Consider the following 17,041-nt stretch of genomic DNA (forward strand, 5'->3'; position numbering starts at 1 on the left):
AATAATTAGAAAACTCATCTGGCTCCCAGGTGAGTTTTTTTATGCCCCCACCTTCCTGATAAGCTCATTCAACGAACCTGTTTAATCAATTTTCATCAAACTAAAAACCAAACAAACGATGAGCACTATCACAGAACTGATCCATTCTATTCCCGTAGACCCGCAAACAGGCGCTATTGCCGTGCCTATTTACCAGACCTCTACTTTTATCCAGGAAGCGCCTGGTGTAAATAAAGGATATGACTATGCCCGGTCAAACAATCCTACCCGTGAAACAGCGGAGAAGATCATCGCCAAACTGGAAGGAGGTGCCACTGCCTCTGCTTTTGCCAGCGGATTAGCCGCTATTGATGCCGTGATCAAACTCCTGAAATCAGGCGATGAAATTGTAGCGGTGGATGATATTTACGGCGGTGCTTTCCGCTTATTCAACAAAGTATATGAGAAGTTTGGCATTAAGGTAAACTATGTAGATACTTCAGATACACAGGCGGTGTTTAATGCCATCACACCGGCTACACGCCTGATATGGCTGGAAACGCCTACCAATCCAACATTGAAGATTTCAGATATTGCAGCTATTGGCCGCATTGCAAAAGCGCATAACTGTTTGTTTTGTGTAGATAATACCTTTGCTTCGCCTGTGTTGCAAAAACCATTGCAGCTGGGCGCCGACCTGGTGATCCACAGCGCTACAAAATACCTGGGCGGGCACAGCGACCTCATTGCAGGTGTAGTGGTATCCAAAACCCTGCAACTGGGAGAGGAGATCAAATTTTACCAGAATGCCTGCGGGGCCATACTTTCACCGTTCGATAGCTTCCTGCTGATACGCGGTATTGAAACATTACACCTGCGTATTAAGCAACATTGTATTAATGCGCAGACGATTGCGGAATACCTGGAGAAACATCCTGCAGTGGACAAAATATTTTACCCCGGCCTGCCATCGCATCCCGGTCATGAGCTGGCGAAGCAGCAGAGTAAAGGGTTTGGCGGCATTATTTCTTTTACGCTGAAAGACGATACAGCGGAAGCAGCAACTGCTTTTGTAACATCCACTCATTATTTTAAACTGGCGGAGAGTCTTGGCGGCATTAAAAGCTTGCTATGTCATCCTGCTGCCATGACGCATAAATCCATTCCTGCTGAAAAGAGAAGGGCTGCAGGCGTAAGCGATAGCCTGATCCGCCTGTCAGTAGGGCTGGAAGAAACCGCCGATCTGCTGGCCGATTTGGAGCAGGCATTTACGAAACTGCCATTGCCCGCCTTCGCAGAAAACGGGTTGTGAGCATAGCAGCTACATTGTCGCCTGTTGCATTGAGGATCGTTGCCAGCGGATCTACCAGGGTGCCTATGATCATCAGCGGGGGGAGCGCTTCTACCGGGAAGCCATAAACGCTTATTACCAGCAGCTCGCCGATGTAGCCGCCATTGGGAATACCGCCTTCCACGATACTGACAATAACGGTAACACCCAGCGCCATGAGGATGACGGCAACGCTGTCGAATCCCCTGCCGAACATGGCAAACACCACGGCCATCTTTATGATAGAAGAAATGCTGGAACCGTCTTTATGCAGAGTGGCGCCCAGCGGCACCACTACATTGCCAATTTCCTGCGGAACGCCCATTTTTTCTACCGCCCGGAGGTTGGCGGGGATAGTAGCAATGCTGCTGCCGGTGCCAACAGCGGTAAGGGTAGGAACGATGTTATGTTTCCAGAAGATCTTTATACCAGGTATACCGCCGGCAATAAATGCATACATACTGAAGCCAACAACAAAATATACAATACCAAAACCATAGTAGATACCGAGGGAGTGCGCGTAGGTACCAAACAGCTGCGGGCCTACGGTGCCCACCTGGTAAGCAAAGTAAGCGCCCAGGCCAACAGGGCCTGCTTTCATAATGAGCGTTAGTATGTCTTTCATCACCTCGTTGCCCGAGCGGAGGAACTGCCGGAAGGCAGCTCCTTTTTCACCGGTACGCATGGCGGCAAAACCAACCAGCCCGGAGAAAATAAGAAAAGGCAGCATATTTTTGCGCGACAGTAATTCATAAAATTCATTTACTGTAAGAAGCCGCACTAACTGCTCGCCCCAGTTGCCCGGTTGTTCAAGGTTTACGTCTTTTACGAGTGTGACCTGCTGATGAATGGGAAATATCCACACGGCCACAATAGTAAGAAATGCAGCAACCAGGATGGTGCCCAGGAACACCAGCGACATTACACCGAGAATACGGCCCAGCTTATGCCCGGCCTCAATATTGGCAATAGCATCTGAAATAGCAAAGAAAACCAGCGGTATGATAGCAGTAAAAAGCAGGTTCAGGAAAATATCCCCCAGTGGTTTGATAACGGCGATATGCCCGCCAAATATAAGCCCGGCTATACTGCCGGCTATAATACCGGCCAGTAGCCAGAACATGCTGCTGTAGGTTTTGAGGAATCCCATGCCTGAAGTTTATAATTTACAAGATAACCAAATGTATCTGTCCGGTGAACAATCCGACACGAATATTGTTTATGGTGATAGCAAACCAATATATTTATCATGAAAAGCTGGCTGCTATGTTTGTGGCTTCCCCTGTTCGCTTTGCAGGAACGGACTTACACCATCGGAGAGGTGATGCGCAATGCCCGGCAACTGCACAACGACAGCACCATTGTTAAAGTGACCGGTTATGTGACAAAGAAGCTCCGCGGTAACAATTATCTTTTTGAAGACCGGACCGCTGAAATCCAGGTGGATATTGACCCGAAGTTCCTCCCCGAAAAACCCTTCAGCGACAGGGATGAGATCACCATCAGGGCCCTGGTGGAATACGAGATCAATAAGCCCATTACCTTAAAGGTAAGCAGGCAGGTGAACAACGACTAACGCCAGTGGCTATATGATTTTATGCACAAACATAAATATGCTCCTTACACTTGCCAGGATCACAATTACCGCCACTGCCACCATAATAGTTTTAGCAGAAATTTTATTGGAAACTTTTGCAGCGATAGGCGAAGCGATGGCGCTGCCTATTACGAGGCCCAGTACCGCATCCCAGTGCACATGATACAGTACGGTTACAAAGGTGAGTGAGCTGAGCATGGCAATAAAAAAACGGGTAGCCTTTACCGTGCCCAGGGAAAAACGGGGATGCCTGCCGCCGGCAATGAGGGACGACAGTACAATAGACCCCCAGCCGCCACCGCCGATGGCGTCTATAAAACCGCCACCAAAACCCAGCAGGCCAATTCTTTTAATTTTTTTATCTACCTGTTTCTTACGCTGTACATTAATAGCGCGCATCAGGATCACAGTGCCGAGGATCAGGGTATACAGCGATACTACCGGTTTGGTGTATTGCGAGTAATGTTCCAGCGACGATAAGAGATAAGCCCCTATCATTGCCCCGGCAATGCCGGGTAATATCAGCATCTTGAATAATTTTTTATTGACATTGCCCATCCGCATATGCATCCAGCCGGCAATGCCACAGCTGAGAATTTCGGAAATATGTACCGCCGTACTGGCAGAGGCAGGGGGAATGCCCATCGACAGGGAAAAAGTAGTGGAGGTAATGCCATAAGACATGCCAATGGCGCCGTCGATCATGGCAAAAATAAAACCGGCCACCAGGAAGTAATAGAAAGTAGTAGGTACGTCCTCCACATAGGTGCGGAAATCGGGCGACTGCCACCATGCCACGCCCAGGATAATTCCCAGTATGAGAATGCCCGCTATACCGTAAATCCAACGCTGTTTTCTAAAGTTGGCGGTTTCCGGTGCAGTGCCGTTTACCGGCGGTATTGCAGCATCGGTTTCGCCTGTAGTTGCAGCTGCAGATGCAGCAAGAGTAGTAAGTTCTTTCTCCATTTTATTATAATGTGCCAGCCTTAATTCTCCACAAAATACATAAACTCTATGAAATTAGTAGACTGATTGAAAAAAATTGCTGGGAAGAGAAGGGAAAACCCGCTTTATATCTCCCTAAATACTAATTCATAATTTGTAATTCCTCAAAATACCCGGACGTATAAAAATTGATTTACCTATATTTGGGGTTGCGAACCAATTTACCAACTACATGCTTTGGCAACTTTTCTGGACAATCATATTAGTGTTATTAAACGGATTTTTTGTTGCGGCAGAATTTGCCATTGTTAAAGTACGTTCTTCCCAGATAAACAGTAAAGGTGGCGCAGCCGGTAAAAGAGCCACCGGCGCGGCCAAAAGCATCCTGAGCAACCTGGATGGCTACCTCGCAGCCACACAGCTGGGCATTACGCTGGCTTCGCTGGGCCTCGGCTGGGTCGGTGAATCTGTAATGACCTCCATAGTGCTACAGGTGATGGAGCGCCTGGGTGTTTCCATTTCACTGGCCGCTACCCATGTTATAGCCGTAGCTATTGCTTTTACCATTATTACCATCCTGCACATCGTTTTCGGAGAACTGGCGCCAAAATCGATGGCTATCCGTAAACCGCTGCCCACCACGCTGGTAGTGGCTATTCCACTGCGGATCCTTTTCGTCATTTTCCGTCCTTTTATATGGCTGCTCAACGGCCTGGCCAATAGCATCCTCCGGCTCATGGGAATTAAACCCGCCGGCGAATCGGAAATCCATTCCGAAGAAGAACTGAAGCTGATCATTTCTGAAAGCCAGGAAGGCGGAGCTATCGAGGAAACCGAACGGGAGCTGATCCAGAACGTGTTTATGTTCGACGACAGCCGGGTAAGGGAGATCCTTACCCATCGCAAGGATATTTCATCGCTCGATATCAATCTCCCCCTGGAACAGCTGATAGACCAGGTGATCAAGGATGGCTACTCCCGCTACCCGGTATCCAGCGGCTCGCTCGACGAGCTGAAAGGAGTGGTATATACCAAAGACGTGGTAAAAGGCATGCATGAAAAAACACTGCATAGCATTACAGACATCATGAAACCGGTATTTTATGTGCCGGACAGCATGAAAATAAAAGACCTCCTGCGTACTTTCCAGGGCCAGCGCCTGCAAATGGCGGTGGTGACCAACGAGTTTGGAGATACAGAAGGTATTGTTACCATGGAAGATATCCTGGAAGAACTGGTGGGAGATATACAGGATGAACACGACCATGAAGCCCCGATCGTGGAACAGAAAGACGATAACTTCATTGTGAATGCACACGAATACATTGCAGATATCAATGAATTATTACCCCACCCGTTGCCGGAGAGTGAACATTATGAAACTCTTTCAGGTCTGATTAACTATATCCACGGCAACATCCCCCGGGAAGGAGAGGTGATCATGATCGAAGATTATGAAGTGCTGATCCTGAAAATGTTCCGCAGTTCCGTGGAAAAAGCCAGATTAAGACTGATCCGATAAATAGTTTTTATGGAGAAGAAGATCCTGCACGTGCTCGAAGGACGTGAAAAACATATCACTGAAACAGAAGTGGTGCGGCAATCATTGCCCACTATGCAGTTCCGTTTTGCCAACCCGTTTATAATGGTGCATCATATGCCCCCGAAATATTTTGCCCCCGGATCGCCGGAAGACAGGCTGCATCCGCACCCGCACCGGGGATTTGCACCCGTTACGTTTATGTTGCAGGGCCAGGGCTATCACCGCGACAACGCAGGTAACGCCATGACCGTTACCGCCGGCGATGTGCAATGGATGTTTGCAGGGAAAGGGATCCTGCATAGTGAAGGCCCTTCCCGGGAATTTCTGGAGAAAGGCGGCAACTATGAATTATTGCAGCTCTGGTTTAATGTACCTGCTGCACATAAAGGGGAAGCGCCCTGGTACCAGTATGTTGAAGGCTCAGAAATGCCCCCGGTGGCAGGGAAACCCGGCGTACACCTCTCCCTCATTGGTGGCGACTATGAGAACAAGACAGGGCCGCTGAAAAATTTTACGCCTATCACTGCCATCTGGGGACAGGTGGAAGCAAACTGCGATGTAACGCTTAAGGCTACACGTGGATACTGGACATTATTGTATGTTGTGGATGGAAAAATAAAAGTGAACGGAACGGAAGTAACCGGTTATCACCTGGTGGTATTTGATAAAGACGATGAACAGCCGGATGTTCACATCACCGCCCTTGAAAACACCCGCCTCTTATATCTTTGCGCGGAACCTATCAATGAACCGGTTGCCGCAAAGGATAATTTTGTAATGAATACTGCCGAAGAAACGGAGCAGGCTATTCAGGATTATAAGAACGGTTTATTTGGTACGCTGGAACAATAAAAAGGAGGGGCTATGACCCCTCCGCTGAATTTACCTGAATAAGGTGTCTCTCTTCTGTGGCCAGGATGTATCCCCTTTCCTGTCTTTTTTCTTCTTATGTTTCATTACTGTATCCATTGGCTTTGGAGGAAAGGTGTCCTGTGCAAATAATTCAATCTGATCAATCTGGGCGGTCTTTAAAGGCGCCGCCTGTACCTTGTCCGGATTACCCCTGAAGAAGAAAAGAAGGGTAAAAAGGCCCATGAGCCCGATGGTAGCTGGTAGGTTTTTCATAAAAATCAGTTTTATGTTCAAGAGATAACCAGCAGATATCATGCACCGTTTCCGCGGCCGGGTATTCCCTGGTATAAGCTATTGACATTATTTCAGTTATCGCCCCGCCAGTCTTCATTTTCCTCCCTTGTTATTGTGGATAATGCACGCCAAAAAGTGGAACGGCAGACACGTTATTTTTCTCCGGCCGCCCGCAGGCCGGCAAAAAGAGTGAGGCACTGCTTTTGTGGCCCCTGAAATATTGTTCACCAAAAATTTATCTTATGAAAGGCACCAGAAATGAAAATACCAGGCAAAGTAAACAGCAATCATTCTCCAATATGCCACGCCCCGAAATAAGGGATAACCTCGATAGCAGGAAGAATGAAGAACAGGACTATAAAGGAAGCGACACCACGCATAACAGCAAGGATACCAAAGCCGGCAAGCATAAAAAACATTGATCAACCACAGCTCCGGCTGCTTAACGCCGGAGCTGCCTAAATAAACGGAACCATGGATCGTACATTTATCAGCGCCGCACTGATAGCGGTGGTTGCTCTCTGCGGCTGCAACAGTCCCATGCAAAGCAAGGAAGAACGCGCGGCGAAAGACTCTGCCAACGCGCCCGTGCAGGGAGTGCCGGAGGAAAAAACAGAAAGCGCCAAATTCGATACTACCTACGGCGACTACCGCATTTCAGCAATTACCACCGGGAACAGCAGCATGAGGGACCTGATGCTGGCAATAGGCAGTAAAAAGGATTCCACGCGGGCAGACAGTACCATTGAGAAAGACATAAAAGGAACGCTGAAAAACCTCATGGTGGGCGATCTTGATGGTAACGGCAAACCCGAATTGTATTTGCAAACGGTATCCGAAGGTACTGGTCAGTTTGGTAAGATCTATGCATATGATCTCAGCTCAAAACCGGTTGTGATCAATACTTTCTCATTGGATACCATGCAGCAGGCTGCTTACCGCGGACAAGACTCTTTTTATATTAAAGGGAAAACACTGGTAAGATCTTTCCCCGCCTACAGGGAAGGCCAGCCGGATGCACTCACGGCAAATACCAGAGGAATTATTACTTACCATTTGCAGAAAGCCGGTGATACGCTGAAGCTGATGCCGGCAAAATAAAAAGCTATTGCTGCAACATAATTGCGGCAATAGCTTTGGGTAGAAGGTTCGCTGGGCTTAATATTTATACGCCGGTAATGTTCCAGCGGGTATAGAAGTATTGAAGTGCATTGCTGAACTGCGTAAAGTTTTTGTTGGCAGGGAGGGTCCATCCATCCTCCGCATAGGCGGCGAGGCGGGGAAACACCTGGTGGTTCATCGTTTTTACGTCGGGGATCCATTCGCCCCACATCTGGCAGCCGCTGCCCAGTATTTTGGCGTGGTACTCCGGGGCAAGACCTTCCGGAATAGGATCAAAGCTGTAGGCCTTTTCCAGGGATATGTCCTGGTAGCTGTAATCGAGGTAAGTCATGGCATGATAAGAGTTGATCACGTCATATCCCTTGGATACCGCTTCAGTGATCAGTTTCAGCTCCCCTTTCCAGAACTGTACAATAGTGCCTGTGGCGAGCTTTTCAGTGGCGGAAACGTCTTTGCTGTCGGTGAACTCATGCAGCTTGCTGCCCATGATCTCATTCCAGCCGGCCATGCGGCGGTTTTTACCGGCCAGGAAGTTGGAAATATTGTTGGTGAAGGCAATCTGCAGATCGGCAGGGGAGCCCAGTTTATGTGCCTTCATGTAGGCCTTCACACCGGCATCGGCTTTCCACTGATCATATTTTACCTCGTCGCCCCCGATATGGATCACTTTGGAAGGGAACAGTGCAATTACTTCCTGCAGCACATCTTCCAGGAAAGCGACCACTTTGGGATCAGATACATTGAACACGTCGTAATGCACGCCGAATTTGCCCGGCACTTTGATGGGCTTATGCGTGGTGCCCAGCCAGGGATAGGCAGCAATGGCGGCGCTGGAGTGGCCCGGCATTTCTATTTCAGGAACAATGGTAATGTGCCTGTCGGCTGCATATTTAATGATCTCCCTGATCTGTTCCTGTGTATAAAAGCCTTCGTGCGGTTTACCATCGTACACCTTACTGTTCCATGTACCGGATTGGGTGGAGTCGCGTTTACTGCCCACGGTGGTAAGCAGGGGATATTTTTTGATTTCAATGCGCCAGCCCTGGTCGTCGGTCAGGTGCCAGTGGAATACATTCATTTTCAGCAGCGCCATTTCATCCAGCAGGTGTTTTACCGTTTCCCCACCTTTGAAATAACGGCCTTCATCCAGCATAAATGCTCTCCAGCCAAAGCGGGGCTTATCTTTAATGGATACCGCGTCAATCGTATATTCGTTCCCGTTGGCAATAATGAGCTGTCGTAAAGACTGTATGCCATAAAATACACCGGCAGTAGTGGCTGCAGTGATCGTAATATTTTCCGGAGATACCTGCAGGAGGTAACCTTCTTTGCCCAGTTCCTTTCCCAGTTTTTCATTGAGGGAGAAGCGGATATAATTGTTTTTCGCAGTGGGTTTGAGTGCGAGGGAGAGGCCATATGTTTCCTGTAGCGCCTGTTGCAGCTGGCTGGCTTCGCCGGTGCACCGGCCCGGAATTATGGCAGTGGCGCCGGACAGAGAAAATGTGCCGGGTAATGTTTTTACTTCAGACGGCTGCGGAATAATATTGATAGCCTGCAGGGGCATGGCGCTTACCAACAATAACAGCAGGCAGGCAAATGCCGGTGTGGAGCGTAGTTTTAACATACGTAGATTTTTATTGTTCACTTGGTTAAGGTGAAAAAATACAATAAAATCCCGTGATTTAAAAGAAACCGGGTTGAGTCCCGGCGAAGTGCCAGGTGAACTGCCGCAGCTATTTTGCAGGGCCGGGCGCGCCCCCCGTCAGGCGCGCCTTGCCCCGGCTAACTTTCCTGTTCCATAAACCCGCTTGGCAAACCATTTTCCATGGAAGCATCGCCATAATCGTATTCTACATCTGCATAATTCTGCGACAGGGTAATGGGTCTTTCCAGTTGCGGGAAAACCGGTACTATGCGCAGCTCAGCAAATTTATTTTTCCATTGCTGCAGGGTGGTCGCATCGAGGTGGGCCGGATGCAGGAGGGTGATGTAGGCGTTTTCCGGGAAAACAACTGCATCGTTTGCCAGTGTTTTAGGCATGGCCTGGCCCTCGCAGTAAAATGTGCTGATCAGCTGATCTGCTTCATTGAACAATGCCCAGGCCAGCCGGTTGGCAAAAACAGACATTACAGGGTTTTGCCGGAATACTGTCTGCCATTTTGCAACGCTCCATCTCCGTTGTTCTTCCAGGAACTGCTCCAGTCGCTGTGTTTGCAGCCGGATGGTATCTGCCATTTCTTTGGAAAGCGCTTTAAAAGCGTTCCGGGTTTCCCGGGGCGTGGCCACGGGAATAGCTTTCAGGCGACGGCCTTTATCGTTGAGATAGGCCGGTTTAAAGTTATTATCCAGGAATGCGCGGTAAGTTTCGCCCTTTACTTCAAAGAACCTGTACAACCCTTTGAAACCGAATTCCGGCACCAGCGAGTCTACCAGTTCGTGCAGGGTAATGCCTCTTTCCGCAGCGGTTTGTTCCAATGCCCTCATTGCTGCCGCGCCTACCACGCCTTTGCGGAAGCGGTATCTACGCGAGAAGAACTCCACTGCACGCAGCGCTTTGTTGCTGCCATGCAGGGCCAGTGCGCCAACGCCGTGTTCCGCCATTTTCAGGCGTTTGGTGGTGATCCACAACTGTATGTCTTCGCGTAATGTTTCAGCCAGTTCATCATCTCCCAGAAGGGCAGTGAGGGTCATGAGGTATTTCAGCTTCAGATCGCCGCCCTGGTCGGCATAGGCTTTATAGAGCGCCCGTGCAAAGTCGCCGCTGCGTGTGCGGTCGATCAAACGCAGCAGGGGAATGGCTTCCACATCGGGGCGCACTTCCGTTACGCGCGACATGCGGTAGATGAGAAAGCGCATCATATCAGTAGTGAGCACGGTACCGTCCAGCAGGTAAAGCGGCGGCAGGGCTTTGTCGTCCAGCCATTTTTCTGCGGGTTTGGAAAGCTTATGTCTTTTCTTGGCAAAGGTCACCAGCTTGGTTACCAGTACCAGGTCGTCGGTATCGGTGAGGGTATGGCCTCCCAGCGTTTCCAGCATCAGGTCGCGGGCGTCGTCATTTACTTCTATGTGGAGTGCGTGCTGCAGCAGTTCCCGTGCATGGGCGTCGTCCAGTTTACAGAGGATCTGTACGGCAGTCAGGCGCTGGTCTGCCTTTTTATGGCCCAGCAGTTCCGCAGCCTTTTCCAGTGCCTGCGGATGTTCTGCCAGGATAACGGCAACGAGCGTACGAACGGATTTCAGTTTATGTAACGTGTAAGGCCAGAGCTGATCGATGTATAATGCTTTATCCAGCTGGGAAAGCACGGGGAGCACCATTCTCGCATCGTAATCGTTTTCCAGCGCCTGCAGCAGCATGGGAGCGGCCTGCCCGTTCAGCTCATCAGCCAGTACCTGGAAGGCTTCCGGGTGGAAGTAACGTTTTTGCGCAAGAAGGTCACCGAGATAAGGAACCGCTGCCGGGCGATCGAGGTGCAGTACGCTGCGTACCGCCAGAACACCGGGCGGCAGGTTGCCAGGGGGTATGTTGCCCGTTACCTGTGAGCAGGCGGATTCCGGCGCCCTGGTACCGGCTTCCGGCCAGGCAAGGAAATCGTAGGCTGCCTTCAGCAGCCGTTGGTTATATTTTTCCGGGAGATGACCGGCGAGGAGAGAATAGCCGCTGACCGCTGCCGCATAATCGGGCAATGCCGCCAGCTGTGTGGTGGTTTTCTCTACCAGCGGTTCATATTTATCGGTGTTATTCTGTAATAATACACGGGAAACCGCCTGTTGATCGGGGATATAATCCGGCAGCAACAGTATATTTTCCAGGTACTCCATTTCCCGTTCCGGGTGCCCTTTTACGAGCAGGCGGAAGAAGAGGGAGTTCCATCCTTTTTTACGCCAGGTGTTTACGTAAGCGTTTACCACGTTGGGCTCGGCGCTTTTGATCAGGTCTTGCAGGAATTTACGTACAGGCGTGAACTTTAGTGGCGAGAGGTCGAAGTTGTTGCCGTCCCTGGAATGGCTGATCATGAGGGAGCCTATCTCTTCCGGTGTGCAACCCCGTTGCTGCAGGTAGCTGGTAAAGTAGCTGAACCGCAGTACAATGGAAGAAGAGGTGCCGGGTTTATCCATCATGGGAAGGATGGCCGACAGGAAGGTTTCCCTGCACTCGTTCCATGCAAGCGGGGATGCAATCAGCTTTAATACCAGCCGGTCGTTATCGTCCCAGAGCTCGGGAATTTGCAGCAGGGGAATGAAGTGCCCCATTTGCCGGGCGGTTTCAGCGGTGTTAAATACCGGTGTTTCATAGGTATGCCCTGTAAGGAAATCTACTCCGGACTGTATAGCGCCTGCAATGTTTTCATAGTCATTCAGTTGTTTCAGTTTTTCAACAAGCGATAGTATAGTTTCCTTTTTGTATGGCATAAGGTATAGATAGATTCAGTTTATTTTTTCAACACAATATCTTCTTTTGCGGCCCATTGTGCAACATCCTGTTTGCTCAATGCGCAGGCCATCATTTCCGGGAACTTATCCGGGGAGCAGGCAAATACCGGTATTCCCAGGTTTGCCAGGAACTGCGCATTTTCGTGATCGTAGCTGGGAGCGCCTTCATCATTCAAAGCCAGCAGTACGATTACCTGCACGCCCGATGCTGCGAGCTCAGTAAAGCGTTTCCTCATATTTTTCTCATCTCCCCCTTCAAAAAGATCAGTGATCAGAACAAGCACTGTATCTGCCGGCCGGGTGATGATTTGTGCGCAGTACTTCAATGCAGCATGGATATCAGTGCCACCGCCCAGTTGCACGCCGAAAAGAAGTTCCACCGGGTCCTGCAGTTCTTCCGTAAGATCTGCTACGGCGGTATCAAACACCACCATCTGTGTTTTCAGGGCCGGGATGGAAGCCATTACGGCACCAAAGATACCAGAATAAACGACAGACGTACCCATTGAGCCACTTTGATCCAGGCATAATACTACCTCTTTGAGTGCCGACCGTTTACGGCCGTACCCGATCAGCGTTTCCGGGATGATGGTTTTATAATCCGGTTGATAATGTTGCAGGTTTTTTTGAATAGTGAGAGGCCAGTTCACCTCGTTATGCCTGGGCCGGCGGTTGCGTGCGCTGCGGTTCAGGCTGCCGGTGATGGCTTGTTGGGTAGGCTGCGCTAGTTTTTTCATCAGCTCGTCCACTACTTTTTTTACTACTTGGCGGGCAGTGTCCTTGGTTTTCTCCGGGATCACCCGGCTTAGAGTCATGAGGGTGGCTACCATATGCACATCGGGCTCCACGTTTTCCAGCATCTCTTTTTCAAAAAGCATCTGGGTGAGGTTCAGGCGTTTGAGGGCGTCCTGTTGCATCACCTGCACCACAGAGGCAGGAAAATAACTTCTGATATCGCCCAGCCAGCGGCTTACATTCGGGGAGGACGGTCCTAATCCTCCCTGCCTGGTGCTGTCGTACAGGGCTTCCAGTGTTTTATCCAGTTGCAGGTCCGTTTTATTCAACGGAAAGGAGGTACCATCGTTCTGGGCTCCTCCCAGTACGAGCCGCCATCTGCGAACCTGTTCATCATGCTCCATCCGGTAATAGTTTAGCGTCTTTAAATCCCAGCAGCTGCATCACTACCGGGATGCCACGGGCGCCCCGCTCATGATCAATATCCGCTGTGGTAGCTGCTTTTATGCTGGTGCCATTCCCGCCGTGCTTCACTTTGTCGCCCAGTTTTTTCCGTTCCGGGGCAGTAAAGTTAGAAAAGGTGCGGCGTAATAACGGCAATACCTGTATGAAAATATCATTTTCCAGTTGGGAAACCCAATTATGCACCATACTCCAAAGCTCTTCATCGAGCAACAGGAGGGTACCGCTGCCTTTGAGGAACCCTTCCAGCCAGGCGGCCGCCAGCGAAGGCGGGTTAGCTACGGACATGGCTACACTGAAAGCTTTTACCAGCGTTTCACCGGTCATAATTTTGCTGTCGAACAGAAGGCGGGTAGCATAGCCTGCTATCATCGGGGCCGATTGCGGGTTGCCGGAGATCACCGTCAGTGTTTCGTGCCAGGAGGTGGTAAGTGCATTGTGCTGTACCAGGTTGATGGCATCATTCATGACAAAGAAGAGGTCCAGCAGCGGGAGGGCAGCATCATCGGCTACAGCGGTGCAGGCAGCCGGTAAGCTGATGCAGATGCGGCTTATCATGCTTTCAGTAATGCTGCTAACCAGGGCTGCATCTGTTTTGCGCACGTTGCCATACCTGCTGATGTTCACCAGGGACGGAATCACTTCCATCAGCTGCAGCACATCGCCGGAAGCTGCAGCGAGGTTACTGATGCGATGGATCAGCACTTCTACAACGGCGGGCAGTTCCGCCGGGATGGCCGATTCCAGCATTTTGCACACCTGTTGCAGGGTGCCGGTATTATTGGCGGCGCTGGTTACGAAGCTGGTGGCAGCTTCCGCTACCGTGTTTCCCCAGCTGCCTTTTTCAATGATGTCAATAGAAAAGGCGGGATCCCATTGGAGTCGCCACTGTTCTTTAAAGGTGCCTTTGCCGGATACTTCGTACCGTTTCCCCCAGTATATTTCCAGCAGTTGCAGCCGGTGGAGAAAAATGCTCCTCTCCAGGTCTGTATCTTTCCGGAGGTCGAGGATATAGTCCTTATAGTCTGCCGTTTGGGGTAGTCTCAGTTTTTTCTGTTGCCGGGTAATGTCCGACTGCAGCGGTGGTGTGGGTACTTCCACAGGTACTTTCCCGATGCGGTTACGTACAATCAGCTCGTCGCGGATCAGCTGCATGAGAATACTTTCCCCGTTGCAAAGCACGCTAAGTGTGGCCTCGTTCAGCTCTTCCAGTCCCGGCCGGGGATAATGACGGAGGGCGGCGAGCGCATTGGCCAGTCGTACGGCTTCCATTACATGTGCCACAGACGTGTCCTGTTGCTGTTCCCGGAAAAGTTTTGCTACCAGCGCCATCCAGCGGGTGCCATCATCAGCGGGGTGCTCCCAGATGTGCTCGTACCATCCCGGCGAGGGGATGCCGGCGCCGTAGCCGCTTTCATAACTGAGGCGGCTATACGTCCAGGGGATCCAGGTACATTCTACTTTTGTTTTAGGTAGCCCTTTCAGCAATTCGTTATCGTCTTTTTGTTTAGGCATGGTTTGCAATGCGGGTGCATGCCAGGCACCGCATATCACGGCAATACGCTGGAACATTTCCTTTTCCGCCTGGCGGATACATTTGCGCATCCAGGCTTCGCGGAGGGCTTCTTTATGATCGTAGCGCCTGGGCAGTTCTTCCCGTAGCGCCTGCATGGCATCGTGCATGGCTTCAAACACCTGTTCCTGCCCAAGGCGGTATTCAAACATATGTTCCCACCACCGTTCGCCGTCGTCGTAGCCGGCGGCATGGGCCAGGTGGGCTACCGGGTCCTGTGGTGAGGGAGGGAGGAATTCCATTTCCAGTTCTGCAGCGGTGAATTCTTCTGTGGAGGAATTGCGTAATGAGCGGGCGTTTTCAGGCAACGGTATCCCGGTTGAGGAAGAATTCAGTTCGGAAGGAGGAATTCCCTCACTTGGCCCGGGATGTTCCGGCGCATTTTCTTTCTGGCCCTGTGCCGCTCTTTTCGCCGCTGCTTCATTTTCCATACCGAAAACATGCGCCAGCGGAAGATCCATGAATCGCGCGTGGATGCGCTGGTTTTTAGCATATAACATCGCCTGCCATTCCGGTGAGAAGACAGCAAAGGGATAGAAGCAGGCTTTCTGCGGGCTGTCGGGCTGGTAGGCCAGGATGGCTACCGGTGGCTGCAGCTCCTCATGACCAGCCCATTGCAGCAAGGCATCCGCTTCCGGTGGTCCTTCAATCAGCACAATATCCGGTTGCAGCTCTTCCAGGAAAGCTTTTACATTCCTGGCGGAGCCAGGGCCGTGGTGCCGGATACCTAATATATGTACAGACATGCGTCGATCATTATTTATATAAGAATGAGATGCCGGTGGTTTGACATCTTCCTAAAATATATTGAAAGTAATTTTTGAACAACTTTAATGTAATATGTACAGTATGATGATTTTATGAAAATATTATTAAAGTAAAGCATTAAGCGTTTACCCGGCTTTTTCGCAGTTGGGATCAGCTGGTTTTGTTATGTTTACATAGTAACGGAGGTGAAATGAAACCTGCCTGGCTGCTAATTAGCACCTGCGCAAAAAGTAAATTTGATTCGCTTAGCGCATGCCTAGCACCTGCACAAAAGGTGGACTTGATCCGCTGATATCATGCCTGACACCCTCTACGCCAGATCACGACAGGCACGGTATACATCTTTCCATTCCTCTCTTGTTTTCACCACTGTTTCCAGATACTCCTGCCAAACCAGTTTATCCTGTACCGGGTCTTTCACTACTGCGCCGATGATACCGGCGGCAAGGTCGGCTGCATTGAGGGTACCATCGCCAAAATAGGCTGCGAGGGTCAGCCCATTATTTACGACAGAAATGGCCTCCGCGGTGCTGAGGGTACCACCGGGCGATTTTAGCTTTGTTTTACCATCGAGCGTAACGCCGTTACGAAGCTCACGGAAGATAGTAACAATACGGCGGATTTCCTCTACCGCAGGTTTTTCTGCCGGGAGATCCATGGTCTTTTCAAAACTCTCCACCCGTCTTCTTACAATATCAATTTCTTCCTCCATAGAATCCGGAACCGGCAGGATAACAGTATTGAAACGGCGTTTCAGTGCGCTTGACAGCTCATTCACTCCTTTATCGCGGTTGTTGGCCGTAGCAATGAGGTTGAATCCTTTACTGGCCTGTACTTCCGTATTCAGTTCGGGGATAGGCAGCATTTTTTCAGACAGGATGGTGATAAGGGTATCCTGCACATCGGCGCCTATACGGGTGAGCTCTTCGATGCGGGCAATTTTGCCATCCTTCATGGCGCGCATCACCGGGGTTTCCACCAGCGCATTGGGAGAAGGCCCTTCCGCCAGCAGTCGGGCATAGTTCCATCCATAACGCACGCTCTCTTCACTGGTGCCGGCGGTACCCTGTATGATGAGGGTGGAATCGCCGCTGATGGCAGCTGCGAGGTGCTCGCTCACCCAGCTCTTCGCGGTACCGGGTAAGCCATAAAGCAGCAGGGCCCTGTCGGTAGCCAGAGTGGCCACAGCTATTTCCATGAGACGTTTGCTGCCAATATATTTAGGGGTCACTTCAAAGCCGTTCTTCAGCTTACCGCCGATGAGGTAAGTAACCACCGATTGTGGCGACAATAGCCAGTTGTACGGGCGCTTGCCTGTATCGTCCTTTTTCAGTTCTTCCAGTTCCTGTGCATACAGCTGCTCGGCGTGGTAACGTAAAATGTCTGACATGGTATGTTGATTAATATGTT

General features: G+C 50.4%; 14 protein-coding genes. 6 read left to right on the forward strand and 8 right to left on the reverse strand.

What is annotated here, in order from left to right; genetic code table 11:
* The first annotated feature begins 118 nt into the window (after positions 1 to 118).
* Positions 119 to 1,291 (forward strand): trans-sulfuration enzyme family protein, encoded by a 1,173-nt coding sequence (locus ABIE50_RS15925; RefSeq protein ID WP_209867268.1) that lies wholly within the window; start codon positions 119 to 121, stop codon positions 1,289 to 1,291.
* Here the strand turns inward: ABIE50_RS15925 and ABIE50_RS15930 are convergent.
* The gene (locus ABIE50_RS15930; protein WP_209867270.1) at positions 1,248 to 2,459 is read right to left on the reverse strand and encodes a dicarboxylate/amino acid:cation symporter; all 1,212 of its coding nucleotides are present in this window, start codon (positions 2,457 to 2,459) and stop codon (positions 1,248 to 1,250) included. The two genes, ABIE50_RS15925 and ABIE50_RS15930, sit on opposite strands and share 44 nt — an antisense overlap.
* A gap of 99 nt (positions 2,460 to 2,558) precedes the next feature.
* Between ABIE50_RS15930 and ABIE50_RS15935 the strand changes: the two genes are divergently transcribed.
* Positions 2,559 to 2,885: a NirD/YgiW/YdeI family stress tolerance protein gene (locus tag ABIE50_RS15935; RefSeq protein WP_209867272.1), complete on the forward strand. Its 327-nt coding sequence runs from the start codon at positions 2,559 to 2,561 to the stop codon at positions 2,883 to 2,885.
* A gap of 9 nt (positions 2,886 to 2,894) precedes the next feature.
* Here the strand turns inward: ABIE50_RS15935 and ABIE50_RS15940 are convergent, their stop codons facing one another.
* Complete coding sequence (locus ABIE50_RS15940) at positions 2,895 to 3,872, reverse strand: sulfite exporter TauE/SafE family protein (protein ID WP_209867274.1); 978 nt, start codon at positions 3,870 to 3,872, stop codon at positions 2,895 to 2,897.
* A 211-nt stretch (positions 3,873 to 4,083) separates the two neighbouring features.
* Here ABIE50_RS15940 and ABIE50_RS15945 point away from each other — a divergent pair, with 211 nt between their 5' ends.
* Both ABIE50_RS15945 and ABIE50_RS15950 read left to right on the forward strand, forming a co-directional pair.
* Complete coding sequence (locus tag ABIE50_RS15945) at positions 4,084 to 5,373, forward strand: hemolysin family protein (RefSeq protein ID WP_142685357.1); 1,290 nt, start codon at positions 4,084 to 4,086, stop codon at positions 5,371 to 5,373.
* Between the two features lie 9 nt (positions 5,374 to 5,382).
* Positions 5,383 to 6,246: a pirin family protein gene (locus ABIE50_RS15950; protein ID WP_209867276.1), complete on the forward strand. Its 864-nt coding sequence runs from the start codon at positions 5,383 to 5,385 to the stop codon at positions 6,244 to 6,246.
* A 30-nt stretch (positions 6,247 to 6,276) separates the two neighbouring features.
* On the opposite strand, the gene ABIE50_RS15955 is transcribed toward ABIE50_RS15950, so the two are convergent.
* The gene (locus ABIE50_RS15955; RefSeq protein ID WP_209867278.1) at positions 6,277 to 6,519 is read right to left on the reverse strand and encodes a hypothetical protein; all 243 of its coding nucleotides are present in this window, start codon (positions 6,517 to 6,519) and stop codon (positions 6,277 to 6,279) included.
* Between the two features lie 263 nt (positions 6,520 to 6,782).
* Between ABIE50_RS15955 and ABIE50_RS15960 the strand changes: the two genes are divergently transcribed.
* Positions 6,783 to 6,962, forward strand: a complete 180-nt coding sequence (locus tag ABIE50_RS15960) for a hypothetical protein (protein ID WP_142685360.1) — start codon at positions 6,783 to 6,785, stop codon at positions 6,960 to 6,962.
* 52 nt (positions 6,963 to 7,014) lie between these two features.
* The gene (locus tag ABIE50_RS15965; RefSeq protein ID WP_209867279.1) at positions 7,015 to 7,641 is read left to right on the forward strand and encodes a hypothetical protein; all 627 of its coding nucleotides are present in this window, start codon (positions 7,015 to 7,017) and stop codon (positions 7,639 to 7,641) included.
* A 64-nt stretch (positions 7,642 to 7,705) separates the two neighbouring features.
* Here the strand turns inward: ABIE50_RS15965 and ABIE50_RS15970 are convergent, their stop codons facing one another.
* The 5 genes from ABIE50_RS15970 to ABIE50_RS15990 all read right to left on the reverse strand — a co-directional run bounded on the left by ABIE50_RS15970 (position 7,706) and on the right by ABIE50_RS15990 (position 17,021).
* Positions 7,706 to 9,286 (reverse strand): beta-N-acetylhexosaminidase, encoded by a 1,581-nt coding sequence (locus ABIE50_RS15970; protein ID WP_209867281.1) that lies wholly within the window; start codon positions 9,284 to 9,286, stop codon positions 7,706 to 7,708.
* A 158-nt stretch (positions 9,287 to 9,444) separates the two neighbouring features.
* Positions 9,445 to 12,072: a DUF4132 domain-containing protein gene (locus ABIE50_RS15975; protein ID WP_209867283.1), complete on the reverse strand. Its 2,628-nt coding sequence runs from the start codon at positions 12,070 to 12,072 to the stop codon at positions 9,445 to 9,447.
* Between the two features lie 20 nt (positions 12,073 to 12,092).
* Complete coding sequence (locus ABIE50_RS15980; protein WP_209867285.1) at positions 12,093 to 13,232, reverse strand: VWA domain-containing protein; 1,140 nt, start codon at positions 13,230 to 13,232, stop codon at positions 12,093 to 12,095.
* On the reverse strand, positions 13,222 to 15,609 hold the full coding sequence (locus tag ABIE50_RS15985) for a DUF5682 family protein (protein WP_209867287.1): 2,388 nt from the start codon (positions 15,607 to 15,609) through the stop codon (positions 13,222 to 13,224). The genes ABIE50_RS15980 and ABIE50_RS15985 overlap by 11 nt, the downstream gene beginning before the upstream one ends.
* A gap of 332 nt (positions 15,610 to 15,941) precedes the next feature.
* A complete protein-coding gene (locus tag ABIE50_RS15990) occupies positions 15,942 to 17,021 on the reverse strand; it encodes an ATP-binding protein (protein WP_209867288.1) in 1,080 nt (359 codons plus the stop codon).
* Positions 17,022 to 17,041: the final 20 nt, after the last annotated feature.

Source organism: Chitinophaga sp. OAE865 (assembly GCF_040546735.1).
Taxonomy (GTDB): Bacteria; Bacteroidota; Bacteroidia; order Chitinophagales; family Chitinophagaceae; genus Chitinophaga; species Chitinophaga polysaccharea_A.

Coding starts and splice junctions, on each gene's coding strand:
- ABIE50_RS15925 (WP_209867268.1), top strand. CDS start 119: ATGAGCACTATCACAGAACTGATCCATTCTATTCCCGTAGACCCGCAA.
- ABIE50_RS15930 (WP_209867270.1), bottom strand. CDS start 2,459: ATGGGATTCCTCAAAACCTACAGCAGCATGTTCTGGCTACTGGCCGGT.
- ABIE50_RS15935 (WP_209867272.1), top strand. CDS start 2,559: ATGAAAAGCTGGCTGCTATGTTTGTGGCTTCCCCTGTTCGCTTTGCAG.
- ABIE50_RS15940 (WP_209867274.1), bottom strand. CDS start 3,872: ATGGAGAAAGAACTTACTACTCTTGCTGCATCTGCAGCTGCAACTACA.
- ABIE50_RS15945 (WP_142685357.1), top strand. CDS start 4,084: ATGCTTTGGCAACTTTTCTGGACAATCATATTAGTGTTATTAAACGGA.
- ABIE50_RS15950 (WP_209867276.1), top strand. CDS start 5,383: ATGGAGAAGAAGATCCTGCACGTGCTCGAAGGACGTGAAAAACATATC.
- ABIE50_RS15955 (WP_209867278.1), bottom strand. CDS start 6,519: ATGAAAAACCTACCAGCTACCATCGGGCTCATGGGCCTTTTTACCCTT.
- ABIE50_RS15960 (WP_142685360.1), top strand. CDS start 6,783: ATGAAAGGCACCAGAAATGAAAATACCAGGCAAAGTAAACAGCAATCA.
- ABIE50_RS15965 (WP_209867279.1), top strand. CDS start 7,015: ATGGATCGTACATTTATCAGCGCCGCACTGATAGCGGTGGTTGCTCTC.
- ABIE50_RS15970 (WP_209867281.1), bottom strand. CDS start 9,286: ATGTTAAAACTACGCTCCACACCGGCATTTGCCTGCCTGCTGTTATTG.
- ABIE50_RS15975 (WP_209867283.1), bottom strand. CDS start 12,072: ATGCCATACAAAAAGGAAACTATACTATCGCTTGTTGAAAAACTGAAA.
- ABIE50_RS15980 (WP_209867285.1), bottom strand. CDS start 13,232: ATGGAGCATGATGAACAGGTTCGCAGATGGCGGCTCGTACTGGGAGGA.
- ABIE50_RS15985 (WP_209867287.1), bottom strand. CDS start 15,609: ATGTCTGTACATATATTAGGTATCCGGCACCACGGCCCTGGCTCCGCC.
- ABIE50_RS15990 (WP_209867288.1), bottom strand. CDS start 17,021: ATGTCAGACATTTTACGTTACCACGCCGAGCAGCTGTATGCACAGGAA.